At 64.9% G+C, this 15,731-nt stretch carries 12 protein-coding genes, 1 pseudogene and 1 riboswitch; of the genes and pseudogenes, 7 read left to right on the top strand and 6 right to left on the bottom strand.

Annotated features, from left to right (window positions below; all coding sequences use genetic code 11):
* Positions 1-217: 217 nt before the first annotated feature.
* Both J1C49_RS15880 and J1C49_RS15875 read right to left on the bottom strand, forming a co-directional pair.
* Complete coding sequence (locus J1C49_RS15880; protein ID WP_227446821.1) at positions 218-1,813, bottom strand: ATP-dependent DNA ligase; 1,596 nt, start codon at positions 1,811-1,813, stop codon at positions 218-220.
* Between the two features lie 251 nt (positions 1,814-2,064).
* A pseudogene (locus J1C49_RS15875) lies at positions 2,065-3,054 on the bottom strand (ligase-associated DNA damage response exonuclease); the annotation flags it as partial.
* A 351-nt stretch (positions 3,055-3,405) separates the two neighbouring features.
* Between J1C49_RS15875 and J1C49_RS15870 the strand changes: the two are divergent.
* Complete coding sequence (locus tag J1C49_RS15870; RefSeq protein WP_227446820.1) at positions 3,406-4,173, top strand: HpcH/HpaI aldolase/citrate lyase family protein; 768 nt, start codon at positions 3,406-3,408, stop codon at positions 4,171-4,173.
* 182 nt (positions 4,174-4,355) lie between these two features.
* On the opposite strand, the gene J1C49_RS15865 is transcribed toward J1C49_RS15870, so the two are convergent.
* Both J1C49_RS15865 and J1C49_RS15860 read right to left on the bottom strand, forming a co-directional pair.
* Positions 4,356-5,318, bottom strand: a complete 963-nt coding sequence (locus J1C49_RS15865) for an alpha/beta fold hydrolase (protein ID WP_227446819.1) — start codon at positions 5,316-5,318, stop codon at positions 4,356-4,358.
* On the bottom strand, positions 5,318-5,608 hold the full coding sequence (locus tag J1C49_RS15860; RefSeq protein WP_227446818.1) for an SCP2 sterol-binding domain-containing protein: 291 nt from the start codon (positions 5,606-5,608) through the stop codon (positions 5,318-5,320). The genes J1C49_RS15865 and J1C49_RS15860 overlap by 1 nt, the downstream gene beginning before the upstream one ends.
* 63 nt (positions 5,609-5,671) lie before the next feature.
* Here J1C49_RS15860 and J1C49_RS15855 point away from each other — a divergent pair, with 63 nt between their 5' ends.
* The 5 genes from J1C49_RS15855 (at position 5,672) to J1C49_RS15835 (ending at position 10,940) form a co-directional block, all read left to right on the top strand.
* The gene (locus J1C49_RS15855) at positions 5,672-6,238 is read left to right on the top strand and encodes a tetratricopeptide repeat protein (protein WP_227446817.1); all 567 of its coding nucleotides are present in this window, start codon (positions 5,672-5,674) and stop codon (positions 6,236-6,238) included.
* Between the two features lie 83 nt (positions 6,239-6,321).
* Positions 6,322-9,282: a helicase-related protein gene (locus J1C49_RS15850; protein WP_227446816.1), complete on the top strand. Its 2,961-nt coding sequence runs from the start codon at positions 6,322-6,324 to the stop codon at positions 9,280-9,282.
* A gap of 103 nt (positions 9,283-9,385) precedes the next feature.
* Positions 9,386-9,754, top strand: a complete 369-nt coding sequence (locus tag J1C49_RS15845; protein ID WP_227446815.1) for an RNA-binding S4 domain-containing protein — start codon at positions 9,386-9,388, stop codon at positions 9,752-9,754.
* Between the two features lie 47 nt (positions 9,755-9,801).
* A complete protein-coding gene (gene fdxA / locus J1C49_RS15840; protein ID WP_227446814.1) occupies positions 9,802-10,140 on the top strand; it encodes a ferredoxin FdxA in 339 nt (112 codons plus the stop codon).
* Positions 10,141-10,430: 290 nt separating this feature from the next.
* Complete coding sequence (locus J1C49_RS15835) at positions 10,431-10,940, top strand: CarD family transcriptional regulator (protein WP_227446813.1); 510 nt, start codon at positions 10,431-10,433, stop codon at positions 10,938-10,940.
* A gap of 310 nt (positions 10,941-11,250) precedes the next feature.
* Here J1C49_RS15835 and J1C49_RS15830 read toward each other — a convergent pair whose 3' ends face one another.
* Both J1C49_RS15830 and J1C49_RS15825 read right to left on the bottom strand, forming a co-directional pair.
* Positions 11,251-13,125: a monovalent cation:proton antiporter-2 (CPA2) family protein gene (locus tag J1C49_RS15830; RefSeq protein WP_227446812.1), complete on the bottom strand. Its 1,875-nt coding sequence runs from the start codon at positions 13,123-13,125 to the stop codon at positions 11,251-11,253.
* A gap of 87 nt (positions 13,126-13,212) precedes the next feature.
* Positions 13,213-14,154: an alpha/beta hydrolase gene (locus J1C49_RS15825; protein ID WP_227446811.1), complete on the bottom strand. Its 942-nt coding sequence runs from the start codon at positions 14,152-14,154 to the stop codon at positions 13,213-13,215.
* A 115-nt stretch (positions 14,155-14,269) separates the two neighbouring features.
* A riboswitch (SAM riboswitch) is annotated at positions 14,270-14,346 on the top strand.
* Positions 14,347-14,417: 71 nt separating this feature from the next.
* Here J1C49_RS15825 and metZ point away from each other — a divergent pair.
* Positions 14,418-15,620, top strand: a complete 1,203-nt coding sequence (metZ, locus tag J1C49_RS15820) for an O-succinylhomoserine sulfhydrylase (protein WP_227446810.1) — start codon at positions 14,418-14,420, stop codon at positions 15,618-15,620.
* The last annotated feature ends 111 nt before the right edge of the window (positions 15,621-15,731 follow it).

Here is a 15,731-nt window from a genome sequence, read left to right as displayed (position 1 = left end):
GAAAACGGCCCTGCTTCTTTGGGCTTCAAATATCCCGGGGAGCGCGAGGGGCTGGCCCCTCGCCACCGCAACGCCCGCCTCCGGCGTGACGGGCTGGCCCCTCGCCATCACAACGCCCGCCTCCGGCGTGACGGGGGTGTTTCCCGGAACGGCATCGCCCCGCTCGCGAACGTGTGCCAATCCACCGACGCATGGGGATCCCGCACCCGGTCCTCGATCAAGACCCGTATGCGGCCAGCATCTGCTGCAGATCTTCGAGCGAATTGGCCTCGTTGACCGGTTTGTCATGGCGCCAGCGACTCATCCGGGGAAAGCGCAGCGAGATGCCCGATTTGTGCCGCGGGGAGGGCTGGATGCCCTCGAAGGCGATCTCGAACACATGCTCGGGGCGCACCTGCCGGACCGGGCCGAACCGCTGCAGCGTGTTTTTCCGGACCCAGGCCGTGATCTGGGTGAACTCCTTGTCAGTCAGCCCGGAATAGGCCTTGGTAAAGGGCACCAGCTCGTTGCCTTTCCACACCGCAAAGGTGAAGTCCGTGAACAGGTTTGCGCGCCGTCCGGACCCTTGTTGGGCGTAGATCATGACCGCATCGATCGTCAGCGGATCGAGTTTCCATTTCCACCAATCCCCCTTTTTGCGCCCGGACAGATACGGGCTGTCGCGGCGCTTCAGCATGACCCCTTCGGCGCGGCGCGCGCGCGCGCTGCTGCGCAAGGCGGCAAGGCTTTCCCAGCCGTCGAAGGAGAGCACCGGCGACGCCTGCAACGCCGCATCCTCGGGCAGCCCGTCCAGCAGGGCCTCGAGCCGCGCGCGCCGCTCGGCCATGGGGGCGGCGCGCAAATCGGCGCCGTCCTGCTCCAGCAGATCATAGGCCAACAGGATCACCGGCGCCTCGCGCAGCAGCTTTTTCGGGACCGTCTTGCGCCCGATCCGCGGCTGCAGCGTCGAAAAGGGCATTGGCGCGCTGCCGTCCCATGTGACGATCTCGCCATCGAGCACCGTGCCATCGGGCAGGAAGTCGCGCGTTCGGGAGAACTCGGGGAAGCGTTCGGTGATCAGTTCCTCTCCGCGCGACCACAGGTGATGTGTGCCGTCGCGGAGGATAAGCTGGCCACGGATGCCGTCCCATTTCCATTCCGCCTGCCAGTCTGTGGCGGGGCCAAGGCTCTCTGGCGGCTCACCCAGCTGGTAGGCAAGGTAGAACGGGTAGGGGCGCGAGGCATCCGCTGCGGGATCGTCGGTCTCGATCAGGGCCTTGTAGCTGGTTGTCTCGGGCGTCCAGCCGCCCATGAGCTTGAGCGCGATCACCGGCTCGTCCTGCCCGGTGGCGCGGCTGAGCGCGCGGGTCATCAGTTTCTGGCTCACGCCGATCCGGAAGCCCCCGGTGATCAGCTTGTTGAAGAGAAAGCGCTCGGTCGCGTCTAGCTCATCCCATGCCGCGATGATGGCGGCTTTGCGCTCTGTGATTTCTGCCCCGTGCAGACCGCGCAGCACGCTGATCCAGTGCGACAGGGGCTTGTCGCTTTCGGAGCGGGCCGGCGGCAGGATCAGCGCCAGCGTCTCGGCGAGATCTCCGACGATGGGGTAGCTTTCCTCCAGCAGCCAGAGCGGCACGCCCGCCACCTCTGCCGCCCATTCGCGCAGCTGGGTCGTGGTCACGGCCCGTTTTGGGCGTCGCCCGGAAAACAGCGCGATGGTCCAGAGCCGGTCCGCGTCAGAGGCATCGCGGAAAAACGCCGCCAGCGCCTCGGTCTTGCGCGTGGTCTTGGTGGTCTGGTCTATCGCGGTGAAGAGCGCTGCAAAGTCCTTCATCGGCGGTCCGGGCCCGTGTTTGGGCCCGTGTCCAGGTCGGTTTGGCCCGACGCCGTGGCGTCATCGGGATCTGGGTCGGCGGGGGCCGACGCCGTGGCGTCTTCACGGTTTTGGCCGGTGGGATACGGGACCGTGGCGTCCGGGGCGGCGGATGTGGCCGGGTCGGAGGTCTCCGGAGCGGCCTTGTGGGCTGTGGCGGCCTGTTCTGTGGCGGCCTGTTCTGCGTCGGCAGGCTCGACCACCGGCATGTCGTCCTCTTCCTCGCCGCCAAACTGCGTGGGCACCACCGCCGCATCATAGCCTTCCGCGTGCAGCCAGCGGGCGAAGATCTCCGTATAGCCGTGGGTGGCGAAGACCCGCTCCGCGCCGGTCTCGCGGATGGCAGCCTGCAAACCGGGCCAATCCGCGTGGTCCGACACGACAAATCCCCGATCTGCCGCACGCCGTCGGCGCACCCCGCGCAGCCGCATCCAGCCCGAGGCAAAGGCCGAGGACGCGGGCTTGAACCGCCGCGCCCAGGCGCTGCCGAGGGCCGAGGGTGGTGCAATCACCAACGCACCCGGACAGGATTTGACGTCGAGCCCCGCGGTCACATGGGTGGTGTCGGGCAGGGCATATCCCTGCGCGCGCAGCACCGCGTTCGTGGCTTCGACCGCGCCATGCGTGAGGATGGGGGCAATTTCCGGGTCGATCATGCGCAAAAGACGCTGCGCCTTGCCAAGCGAATAGGCCGCCAGCAGCGAATAGGTGCCCTGCGCGGCATTTGCGGCCCACCAGGCGTTGATTTCTTTGGCCACGCTGGCCTGATCGGCCCAGGTGAAGACCGGCAGACCGAAGGTGCATTCGGTGATGAAGGCGTGGCAGGGCACGGGCTCGAAGGCCTCGCACAGCCCGTCGGGCGCGGTCTTGTAATCGCCGGAGACGACCCAGACTTCGCCGCCCACCGACACGCGGATCTGCGCAGAGCCGGGCAGATGGCCGGCGGGATGAAAGGAGACCTCCGCATCCCCGATCCGGTGCCGCGTGCCATAGTCGACACCTTCTGCGGTGATCGCGCCGAGCCGGTGCCGCATCACCGGCAGCGCCGCCTTGGTGGCGAGGTATCGCGCATGGCCGGGGCGGGCGTGGTCGGCATGCCCATGGGTGATCAGCGCGCGGTCCACGGGCCGCCATGGGTCGATGAAGAAATCGCCCGCCGGGCAATAGATGCCGCGCTCGGTAAAGGTCAGGACAGGTTTCATCGACCACGATACTAGAAGGTTTCCCGCGCATGACCATGCCGCGGTGCGATCCGGGGCGTGATTGGCGCCGCGCCGGGGGGCGCTCAGCGGGAGGCGGCGGTTGGGGGCCAGACCTTGGTGACGCGCGTGACACGGAGCATTCCTGTTCCGGACGCTGCGTAGAGCTGCGCCCCGGCCCGGCGTCGGGGGCGTTCGTGAGGGCGTGGGAGGACCAGCGGGCGCAAGCGCAGCCCGTGTCCGACGTCGCGGTCTTCCGGGCGGCAGGCGGTTTCGATGCGCGGCGCTTGGGGGCTTGCCAAGACCCGCGCGCGCAATAGGGTGGCGGCAGCCAGTTGCAGGGGAGGCGCCGACATGAGAACAGCCGGATTTCGAGAGAAGATGCTGAGCGGCGCGCCGCTGGCCGGAACATTTCTGAAAACACCGGCCTTTCAACTGGTTGAGGTGCTGGCACAGTCAGACCTCGATTTCCTGTGTCTCGATGCGGAGCACGCGCCGTTTGACCGCGCGGCGCTCGACATCTGCATCGGCATGGGGCGTGCGCTCGATTTCCCGATCCTCGTGCGCGTCGGCGAGGCAACCCCCGCCGCGATCCTGCAATCGCTGGATCACGGCGCGGTCGGCGTGGTGGTGCCGCATGTCATGACCGCCGAACAGGCGGAGACGATGGCACGGGCGGCGCGGTTTGGACTGCATGGGCGCGGCTATGCCGGATCGACGCGCTGGGCAGATTACGCGACCCGCGCCATGCCGGATCTATTGGCAAAAAGCCGTTCGGAAACCGTCGTGATCGCACAGATCGAGGAGCCGGAAGGCGTGGAGGCCTGCGAGGCGATTGCCGCTGTTCCTGGCATCGACGGGCTTTTCCTCGGACCTGCGGATTTGTCTGTGGGCTATGGTCACGACCATCAGTCCAGCGACGACCTTGCCGCCGCCTTGACCCGCGTGGGGGAGGCCGCACGCGGTGCCGGCAAGGCCTATATGAGCTTCGTGCCCGACGCGGAAAAGGCGCAGGAATGGGCACGCGCCTACGGGGTGAGCATGTTTTTCATCGGCTCGGAGCATGGCTGGATGCGGGCAGGGGCGAATGCCGCGGCGCGCGGGGTGCGTGCGATCGACTGACCGGTGCCGACGGGAGAGGCCCCGGTCAGGGCCCGCCATTGACCTAGCCCGTCATTGACCTTGCGCGTCATTGGCCCGACCCGCTGATCACCTGGCCCGTCATTGACCTGTCCCGCCGATGGCCCGGCCCGCCGGTGACCTGTCCCGCCGGACAGCTTGACGATGCCGGCGGTTGAGAGCCTTCAGGCGGAGAGAGCCGGAGCCTCTCCGGCGCGGTCAAAATGTGCGGTCAACCCCGCAATCACGACCTCCCGGATCTCGGGGCGCTCCATGAGGATCTCATGCTCTGCGCCGTCGAGCATTTCCAGTCGCCCGTTTGGCCAGCGCGCCATCCGGTCTGCGATGCGCGGCACATCCACGATCCGCTCGTTGGTGCCGCAATAGGTCAGGCAGGGCACGCGTGGCGAGGGCAGGCGTGACAGCGCCCAGCATTCCGCCAGCGCCTCGTGCAGCCAATGCATCGACGGGCCACCCAGCTGCAACTCGGGCTGCGCCAGAACCTGACGCCGCATGTAATCCCACATGTCGGGGTCGGTCGTGAGCGTGTTGTCCTCGAACGCCCCTGTCGCGGTGTAGCTTTCGATTCCGGTGCCGGGGGCAAAGAGGTGGCTGAGGCCGACCTGTTTGGAGGACCAGCTCAGCGCCCAGGCCGCGGGGCGGATCGCCTGACGCATCTTGATGCCCCACATCGGCCCGGTGAAGGCGCAGGACGCAACCGGCAGGCCGTTGATCACGGCGCGCAGGCCAATCGCGCCGCCCATGGAATGCCCGATCAGGTGATAGGGGCGCGGGAGATCAAGCTGCTCTGCGGCCCGCATCATGGCCGCCACATCGCGCTGGTAATCCTCGAACACCGCCACATGGCCGGCGAGACGGTCGTCCAGCATGCGGTCCGCCATACCCTGACCGCGCCAGTCGATGGTCAGCGTGTGATAGCCGCGCGCGGCGAAATCGTCTGCCGTGCGCCCGTATTTTTCGACATATTCCGTGCGGCCAGGAAACAGAAAGATCGTGCCGCGCGCCTCGTCGGAAGGGTAATGGGCAACCCGCAGGCGCAGACCGTCATCGGCCTGCACCCACCAGCCGCGCGCCTCCGCCGGGCCTTCGGCGAGATCGGCGAAGAAGGGAGCAGAGGCAAGCGTCATCAGGCGAGAACCTGCGCAAGCTGCATCGCTTTGCCCATGTCGCCATCGATGGTCAGCTGGCCGGACATGAAGGCGGCGGTCGGGTTCAGCTCGCCTTCGAAAATCTGCTGGAACGTGTCCACATCGGCCGTCAGTGTCACGTCGGCCTCGGCCTCGCCCGCGTGGGCGCCGGTGTCGTCGACGATGAAACTGCCTTCGTCGCCCATGACAAACTTTGCGGTGCCATCAAAACCGTCCCCGGCCATCTTTTCATTCAGCGCCGCCACGGCTGCTTGGATCGTATCGCTCATCAGAGTGCCTTTCTCTCGTAATCGTGCGCTGGCATTCCTCAACCCAGGCGCTACACTTGGGTTATGAGCACGAGACATCGCAGTTTCAAATCTACCGTCACGGCACTTTTGGCCGTAGTCGGGTTTTCCATACCCGTTACCGGCTGGGCGGAGGATCGCGCGGCCGACCTTTTGCGTCAGCTGGGCGAGGCGGAGAATGCCGCCGCCGCGCAACGGCTCGAACGGCAGGTGATCGACGCCTGGGGCAAGTCCGGTTCGGCGAGCATGGACCTGCTGCTCAAGCGCGGCCATGACGCACTCGCCGTGCGCGACCATGCCGCCGCAACAGAGCATTTCCGGGCGCTGACCGACCATGCGCCAGCCTTTGCCGAAGGCTGGCACGGGCTGGCGCTGGCCTATTTCCAGGCTGAACGGTTCGGCCCGGCCATGGATGCGCTGGAACGCACGCTGACGCTCAACCCGCAGCATTTTGCCGCAATGCGCGGGATCGGGGCGATTCATGAGCGGGTCGACCGGCCCGTCCTGGCTTACGAAGCCTATGCGCGCGCTTTGGCCTTGCGCCCGCATGACGAAGACGTCGAAAAGGCGATGGAGCGTCTGGAGCGCGTTGCCTTGGGGATTCGGCTCTAGACAGGATACCGGGAAGATCGGGAGCCGCGCGTCTGCGCGGCCACCCGTCCAGACCGCGGCAGACAGGAAACGGTCCCTCTCTCATGGCTCTTCAGCAACGGATCGTGGCCGTCCTCGGCCCGACCAATACCGGCAAGACACATTATGCGATCGAGCGGATGCTCGGCTATCGCAGCGGCATCATCGGCTTGCCGCTGCGGCTGCTGGCGCGCGAGGTCTATGACCGGATCGTTGCGGCGCGCGGTCCCTCGGTCGTCGCCCTTGTGACAGGCGAGGAGCGGATCGTGCCGCCGCGCGCGCAATACTGGGTATGCACGGTGGAAGCGATGCCCGAGGGCATGGGCGCGGATTTCGTGGCCATAGACGAGATCCAGCTATGTGCCGATCCGGAGCGCGGCCATGTCTTCACCGACCGGCTGCTGCGGATGCGCGGCACCCATGAGACCCTGTTTCTGGGGTCGGACACCATGCGCGGGCTGATTGCGGCGCTTGTGCCCCAGGCCCAGTTCATGCGGCGCGAGCGCATGAGTGAATTGACCTACTCAGGTTCGAAAAAGATAAGTAGACTGCCGGTTCGGACGGCAATCGTGGGGTTTTCGGTTGAGAATGTCTATGCCATTGCGGAGCTTCTGAAACGTCAGAAAGGCGGCGCGGCGGTGGTCATGGGCGCCCTGAGCCCGCGGACGCGGAACGCGCAGGTCGATCTCTACCAGAATGGCGAGGTCGACTACCTCGTTGCCACCGACGCCATCGGCATGGGGCTCAATCTCGATATCGACCACGTGGCGTTTTCCTCCACCACCAAGTTCGATGGCCGGCGGATGCGCCCCTTGATGCCTAACGAGCTGGCACAGATCGCCGGTCGGGCCGGGCGCGGCATGGCGCATGGCACCTTTGGCGTGACAGGAGAGGCGCGCAACCTCCCCGACGAGTGGGTCGAGGCGATCACCAACCACAGTTTCACCCCGCTCAAGAAGGCGATCTGGCGCAGCGCCAAGCTCAGTTTCGGCTCCATCGACGCGCTGGACCGCAGTCTCGATGCCAGCCCGGACGACGAGCATCTGGCGAAAGCGCGCGAAGCCGACGACCTGCGCGCGCTGCGCACGCTTGCCGCAGAAGCGGAGGTGCAGGCCCGGGCCACCAACCCCCGGTCGGTGGAGCTTTTGTGGACGGTGTGCCGGATCCCGGATTTCCGCGGCATCTCGGCGGCGGAACATGCGGGGCTTTTGGGCGTTATCTTCGGGCATCTGCACGAGCGGGGACAGATCCCGGATGATTTCCTCGCCCGTCAGATCAACCGGATCGACAGGACGGATGGCGACATTGACACATTGTCGAAACGTCTCGCCTATATCCGGACATGGACATATGTCGCGCAACGCCGTGGCTGGGTCGGTGACGAAGACCATTGGCGCGGGCAGAGCCGCGCTGTAGAAGACCGCTTGTCAGATGCGCTGCACGAGCGGCTGACACAACGCTTTGTGGACCGGCGGACCAGTGTTCTGCTTCGCCGGTTGAAACAGAAGGAGGCCCTCTTGGCCGAAGTGAACGACAAAGGTGAGGTGACCGTCGAAGGACAATTCGTCGGTCGTCTGGAAGGCTTCCGGTTCCGGCAGGACAAGGATGCCACGGGACAGGAAGCCAAGACGCTGCGTCAGGCATCGATGCAGGCGCTCGTGCCGCAGTTCAACCTGCGGGCGGACCGGTTCTACAATGCGCCCGATACCGAGCTCGATTTCACCGAGCAGGGCGGGCTGATGTGGGGCGATCAGGCGATCGGCAAGCTGGTCAAGGGCGACGACCCCTTGCGGCCGCGGATCTCTGCGTTTGTCGATGACGAGGCGGGGGCAGACGTGGCTTCGAAGGTGGAGCGGCGCTTGCAGCATTTCATCGACCGCAAGATTGCCGCGCTCTTCGAGCCGCTTGTCGCGATGCAGAATGACGAGGCGCTCTCCGGTCTGGCGCGGGGCTTTGCGTTCCGGATGGTCGAGGCAATGGGCATTGTGCCGCGCGCCGAGGTGGCCGACGAGGTCAAGGCGTTGGATCAGGATGCCCGCGGCAGCCTGCGCAAACATGGCATGCGGTTTGGTCAATACACGATCTTCATGCCGGCTTTGCTGAAGCCCGCGCCAACCCGATTGAGGCTCGTTCTCTGGAGCCTTTTCAACGGCCTGGACGAGTTTCCTGAAGCGCCGCCACCGGGTCTTGTGACTGTCCCCGCCGCGCCCGGCGTGCCGGCGCAGCATCACCTTCTGAGCGGGTATCGCCCGGCAGGCGCGCGGGCGATCCGGATCGACATGCTGGAACGGCTGGCCGATATGCTGCGCGGTGAGGACAGCCGGGGCGGCTTCGAGGCGAACCCCGACATGCTGTCGATCACCGGGCTGACGCTGGAGCAATTTGCCGACCTGATGGACGGTCTGGGCTACAAGGCGGCACGCGCGGAGCGTGAAAAGGTCAAGCCGGTGGACGCGGTTGTGCCCGACGGGGACGGCGTAGCGGCGAGTGACGAGACACCTGTGATGGACGCGACCAACCAGATCGCCGACGGCGCTGCGGCTCCTGCCGGTGACGCGAACGAGGTGGCTGCCGAAGCGCCGGCGGACGTCCCTGCGGAGGCGGTCGCCAAGCCCGATCAGGGCGAAGCGCCGATCGCAGCCGACCCAGTGGACCCCGAGCCGGCAGCAGACCCGATCCCCGAAACTCCGGCGGAAGAAATTCCGCCCGGCGCTGTGGCCGACAAACAGGTCACCGCGCAGGAGATGGAGGTGTTCTATACCTTCACATGGGCCGGAAATCGTAACCGGAACCGGGGCAATCCGCGCCGCGAGGCGCGCGGCAAACCCGACGACGCGCAGCGCAGCGGCGGCCGCAACAAGGATCGCGGCAAGCCGAAAGGTGGCAAGGGACCGAAGGGCGCAAAGGGCGGACCGCGCCCGGATCGCGGCCCCAAGACGTTCGAATCACGGCCTCAGAAGAAAGACCGGATCGACCCGGACAACCCCTTTGCGGCGGCCCTCATGGGGTTGAAGGACAACAAATAGGCAAAGCCTGACGCAATCGTGAAGCCCGCCCCGAGGACACTTGAATATGTGCCGGTGGCGGGCTTTTCTTTGGACTGAGGCGAGTTTTCAGAACGAGGGCGGCATGAGCAAACTGCGCATCGACAAATGGCTGTGGCATGCGCGGTTTTTCAAAACGCGGTCGCTGGCCGCAAGGGTGGTGTCGGAGTCGCGATGCCGGGTCAATGGCACACCGATCTCGAAGCCGGCCTTTGCCGTAGAGCCCGGTGACGTTCTGACCTTTCCGCAGGCACGGGACGTGCGGGTGATCCGCATCGAAGCGCTTGGCGAACGGCGCGGCCCGGCGCCGGAAGCCCAGGCGCTTTATACCGATCTCGATCCCCCCAAACCCCGCGAGCTGGCCCCCCCGGTGCCTCGGTTCGAAGGCAAGGGCCGCCCGACGAAGCGCGACCGGCGCATGATCGAAAAGTCGCGGTCAGACGCGCTTGAATGATCGCGCGGGAGCCATTAGTCACAACCCGCAACGTTTGAGGATCGCGCATGACCTATATCGTCACGGACAACTGTATCGCGTGCAAATACACCGACTGCGTCGAAGTGTGCCCGGTGGATTGTTTCTACGAGGGTGAGAACATGCTGGTGATCCACCCCGACGAATGCATCGATTGCGGTGTCTGTGAGCCGGAATGCCCGGCCGATGCGATCCGCCCGGACACGGAGCCGGACATGGAAAAATGGGTCGAGTTCAATCGCAAATACTCTGAAGCCTGGCCGGTGATCATCACCAAGAAAGACCCGCTGCCCGAGGCAGAGGAGCGCGACGGCGAGACGGGCAAGCTCGACAAGTACTTCTCAGAGGCGCCCGGCGAGGGCGGCTGATCGATTCGGCGCAGCGCTTCGCGTGAAGCCTGAGCTTTCGCGCGTAATTCATTGATAGAAATACGCTTTATGCCCCATTCGAATATGGTGTCATATGTCGTGAAATTGTGATATAACACTGTACAATGAAGGCACGTTGCAAAAGGTTCCGGATCGTTCGCGACCCGGTCAATTGATCGAAAGATCCGGAAAGGTGAACGGGTTTCGCAAGAGCCCGTCCGCCTTTTTTGTCGCCTGAGGATGTCGGGAGCCGCATCCGCCGCAGCGGGGAACACAAGGATACAACACGTATGAGCAAAGCGAAGAAGCCAGAATTCCGCCCGAATGACTATGTTGTCTACCCTGCCCATGGCGTCGGTCAGATCGTGTCCATCGAGGAGCAGGAAATCGCTGGCATCACGCTGGAATTGTTTGTGATCTCGTTCGAGAAGGACAAGATGACGTTGCGCGTTCCGACGCACAAGGCCACGGATGTGGGCATGCGCTCGCTGTCCAGCCCGGATGTCGTGAGCCAGGCGATGAAGACCCTCAAGGGCAAGGCCAAGGTCAAGCGGGCCATGTGGTCCCGCCGGGCGCAGGAATACGAACAGAAGATCAACTCCGGCGATCTGATTGCCATTGCGGAGGTGGTGCGCGACTTGCACCGCGCCGATGACCAGCGCGAGCAGAGCTACTCCGAGCGTCAGCTTTACGAAGCCGCGCTGGAGCGTTTGACCCGCGAAGTGGCGGCTGTATCCGGCGGCGACGAGGTCGCGGCAGCGCGTCAGGTGGATGAGGTGCTCGGTCTGCGCGCGGCGTAATCCGGCATCGGGCATGCAAGTGCCCGGACACCATGACGATGATCATCATCACAGCGATAGAGGCCTCGGGCGATGCCCGGGGCCTTTTGCTTGATGTTCCGCCAGACCCGCCCGTGCGGCGTTTGCGAGGCAGGCGGATGACCAGCGGCAGACGCGCAGCGGATGCATGCGACACCGCTGGGTGTGCGAGGCCGCGGCGATGCGGGTGCGACAGGAAGACCCGGTCGCCGTGGATATGCGTCTCGCAACAGGCGCGACCATGCCCGCGCGCTAAGGGACTCTGAGCCCGCCGTCAACGGCGGCCCCGTCCTCAGGCAGCGTCGTTGCCGCGGGCCTTGGCCTCCAGAGCGGTGTAAAGCGCCGTTTCGAGGTCCTTTTCCAATTCGCGCGCGCGCTTGATATAGGCTTCGTTCTCTGCGGCGGGGATCGCCGGGTCCCAAAGGGACGCCAGCTCGCGCACGGTTTCGCGGTCGTGGTAATAGAAGGTATCGCGCGCGATGGCGGCTTCGTAGTCGGACATGCCGACATTTTCGAGCGCATAGCGCCCGGCGCGCAGCGCGCTGTCGAACATTTCGCGGACGATGTCATTGGCCCCCGCCTGATACAGCCGGTAGACATGCGTCCTGTCGCGGGCGCGCGCGATGATGTGCAGATCGGGCCGGACGCGGCGGGCATAGGCCACCAGCTTTGAATTGGCCTTGGGGTCGTCGAGCGCGGCAACAAGCACCTGAGCGTCGTCAATGCCGGCGGCGTGCAGCAATTCCGGGCGGGTCGGGTCGCCAAAGAAGCCCTTGTAGCCAAACCGTCGCATCAGGTGGATCGTCTGCATGTTGTGATCCAGCACCACCGTTTTGTGCCCCGTCGATTGCACCAGCCGGTTCACCACCTGTCCGAAACGGCCGATCCCGGCGATGATCACCGTGCCTTTTTCGTCGATTGTATCGGCTTCCTGATTGGGGGTGCTGTCATCGGCCATGCGGCGCGACAGCATCTCGTAAAGGATGAAGAGCAACGGCGTGATCAGCATCGAGAGCGCCACGATCATCAAAAGCCGCCCCCCGAGCGCGTCGGTCAGAACGGAGGTCTGCAGCGCGAAGGAGATGAGCACGAAGCCGAATTCGCCCGCTTGCGCCAGCCCAAGGGTAAAGAGCCACTGGTCGCGCCCCTTGAGACCGAAAATCTTGCCGAGCCCGAAGAGAACCAGCCCCTTGAGCAGGATGACCCCGAGCGCCAGCCCGAGCAGGGTGAACGGCTCTGCCATCAGGGTGGGGATGTCGATCCCCGCGCCGACGGTGATGAAGAACAGCCCCAGCAGCAGCCCCTTGAAGGGCGCGATATCGGATTCGAGCTCGTGCCGGAATTCACTGTTGGCGAGAACGACCCCGGCAAGGAAGGTGCCCAGAGCGGGAGAGAGACCCACAAGCATCATCAAAAAGCCAATCCCGACCACGATGAGCAACGCGACGGCGGTGAACATCTCCGGCAGGCGGGAAGCATGGATGAAATGAAACGCCGGGCGGGCACCGAACACCCCGGCGAGGATGATCGCCACAACGGCCCCCATCGTGACAAGCGCGGCCCCCCAACCGGGTAAGCCCTCGACAAGAGACATGGTGTGATGCGCGTCGTCCGCGATGCGTGTCAGGGAGCCATCGGGTGCGATTTGCACCGGCGCTGCGACCGCGAGCAGTGGCAGCACCACCAACATTGGGATCACGGCGATGTCCTGCGAGAGCAGGACGGAGAAGGCGGAGCGGCCGCCCTGGGTTTGCATCAACCCCTTTTCGGTCAGGGTTTGCAGAACGATGGCGGTCGAACTCAGCGCGAGGATCATGCCCACGGCCACCGCCGTCTGCCATTCGAGCCCGAGCGCCATGGCCGCGCCGGTAAACAGCCCCATCGTGACAAAGATCTGCAGTCCGCCAAGCCCGATGAGCCGGGTGCGCATGTCCCACAGGGCACGCGGTTCCAGTTCCAGCCCGATGATGAACAGCATCATGACCACGCCGAACTCTGCGAAATGCTGAAGATCCTTGGTATCGGCGACGAGGCCGAGCGCGGGACCGATGACAAGCCCGGCCAGTAGGTAGCCAAGAACCGAGCCCAGCCCGAGGCGTGAGGCAATTGGCACGGCAATCACCGCCGCCAGCAGAAACACCGTTGCCTGGTAGAGAAAGCTGTCCATCTGTGCCTGTATCCTGCCGCGAAATGCGTCCTGCCTCCTGCCATGATGCGGGGGCGTGCGCGGCAGCGCAACCGCGCGTGGCGGCTGTCAGACACGATTCGCGGGGAAAGCCCGATTTGCGGGCCAAATCGGCCTTGGCGAAAAGCGCGACCAACGCGACTCTGTCCGGTCGGGCAGATGGGGGGCAAGGGTGGCCGGATCAAGCCGCCCGGCCAGAACCGCGCGATACAGGGGAAAGATCCCGACACGCAGATAGGGCGACCAGTGACAGATCCGGCGTTCGGGCAAGGCCAGCGGGTAGCCGGCCCGGCGCAGCACGTCGAGCGTTTCGGGGTGGTCAATCTGAAGCGTGGTCAGCCCGGGCAGGCGGGTCGGATCCTGTACAACACGGCCCAGCACCGGGTCGCCGCGCCGCGGCGCACGCACCGTGCGTTCGAGCATGAAATCAAACAGGTCGTTTTCCCGCGATGTGACGTTGAGCACCTGGCATCCACGCCCGCCCGGACTGTGGAGGGCCGTCTCCGCCGCGTGGGCATATTCGGCAGCGGCCATCAGAATCACGGTGCTTGTTTGGCGTTGCGGCGCAAGACACAGCGCGCGAAGCGCCACGCGCGCGCCCATGGAATGCGCGACAAGCCGCACCGGGCGGTCCGGAGCCATTTTGTGCAACCGGTGAAGCAACTCCCCCAGCACGGTGCCCGCGGTGTGGGCCTCGTCATAGGCGCGCCACACGCTGCCGCGCGCCTGCCAGCCGAAAGCGATGCCGAGCCCCTCGCCATACTGGCCGCGCAAGCCGAGCCGTTTGGGCCAGCTCACAATCCGCTTGCCGACGCGCTCCGGGCTGAGCGCGAGAATCGCATTGAAGGGGCAGTGGTCGGGATTGCCGGGCTGATACTTGTAGCCGTGGATCATGACCGTGATCGGACCGGGGTCAGCGCGCAACGCGCGGTGCAATGCCTGACCCAATCCCGTCGCCTGGCCATGCAGACGGGGCGTGCCGCTGGTTGCTTCGATTGCGATCATTGGCATGGGTCCGCTCCGCCTTTCTTCCGGTTGCGCGTGGTATGCCTATAGGCTGCGACCGATTGGTGAAGCTTTCGTTACGTCTGCGTGACGCTCTTGAAATGGTCGCGCAACAGGCGTATCCGAAGAATGTGGCGATTTGTTACCGGATTGCGGGCCACGTTAAACATGCCGCTAAAAGGTCGGACGAAGGGCTCCTTTCGCTTGACCGCGGTGGGAGCTTTTTTGTTGCGCGCGCGGGGTTGCCCGCACGCGAAGGAGAGACGGAAATGACGATTAAAGACAGGGCGGCAGGGCAGGCGCGCAGAGCGCGCACCAATCTTGTCCATGGCGGCACCAAGCGCAGCCAATGGGGCGAGGTCAGCGAGGCGATTTTCCTCACGCAGGGGTTTGTCTACGAGACGGCAGAGGCGGCTGAGGCGCGTTTTCTAAAGGCGGGCGAAGATGAATTCATCTATGCGCGCTACGGCAATCCCACAGTCGCCATGTTCGAAGAGCGCATGGCGCTTCTGGAGGGGGCCGAAGACGGGTTTGCCTGCGCGTCCGGCATGGCGTCGGTGAACGGCGCGCTGGCGTCGATGCTCAAGGCCGGCGATCACGTGGTCTCCGCGAGGGCGTTGTTTGGCTCCTGTCTCTATATCCTCGAAGAGGTGCTGACGCGCTACGGTGTGGAGGTGACCTTTGTGGATGGTGCGGATCTCGACCAGTGGCAGGCAGCGGTGCGTCCTGACACAAAGGCGGTATTTTTCGAATCGATGTCGAACCCGACGCTGGAGCTTGTGGATATTGCGGCAGTGGCACGCATCGCCCATGCGGCAGGCGCTCTGGTCGTCATCGACAACGTGTTTTCAACCCCTGTTTACTCCCGCGCGATCGAACAGGGCGCGGATCTCGTGATCTATTCCACGACCAAACATGTGGATGGGCAGGGGCGCTGCCTTGGTGGCGTGATCCTTGGCACGCGCGAGCATATCCGCGGCGTGGTCGAGCCCTACATGAAGCATACCGGCGGCTCGATGAGCCCGTTCAACGCGTGGGTCATGCTCAAGGGTCTTGAAACGGTCGATCTGCGCGTGAGGGCGCAGACCGAGGCCGCCGAGGCGCTTGCCGCGGCGCTTGATGGGCATGACAAGCTGTGCCGCACGATCTATCCGGGATTGCCCAGCCATGCGCAGCACGCGCTGGCGGAGCAGCAGATGGGCTGTGGCGGCACGATGATTGCCTTTGACATCATCGGCGGGAAAGCGGCCGCGTTCCGCTTCCTCAACGCGCTGGAGATGGTGATCATCTCCAACAATCTCGGCGACGCGAAATCCATCGCAACCCACCCGGCGACAACCACGCATCAACGGCTTTCCGACGCGCAGCGCAGCGCGCTTGGCATCACGGACGGGCTGATCCGCCTTTCCGTCGGGATCGAGGATCCGCGTGATCTTGTGGCCGATGTGCTCGGCGCTCTGGAGGCGGTCTGAGAAAAGGTGAGCGAAGTTTAATCTATTTCCCGTTGTGGGGCGTATTACTTTGCGAGAATGGATTTGGCGGCTTTCGTACCTACGTTAGATCCACGCACTACTGGTGAGGGG

Origin of the sequence: Cognatishimia sp. F0-27 (genome assembly GCF_020667845.1) — a bacterium.
Classification (GTDB): domain Bacteria; phylum Pseudomonadota; class Alphaproteobacteria; order Rhodobacterales; family Rhodobacteraceae; genus JAFMPQ01.
This window is presented reverse-complemented; position numbering and strand designations above follow the sequence as displayed.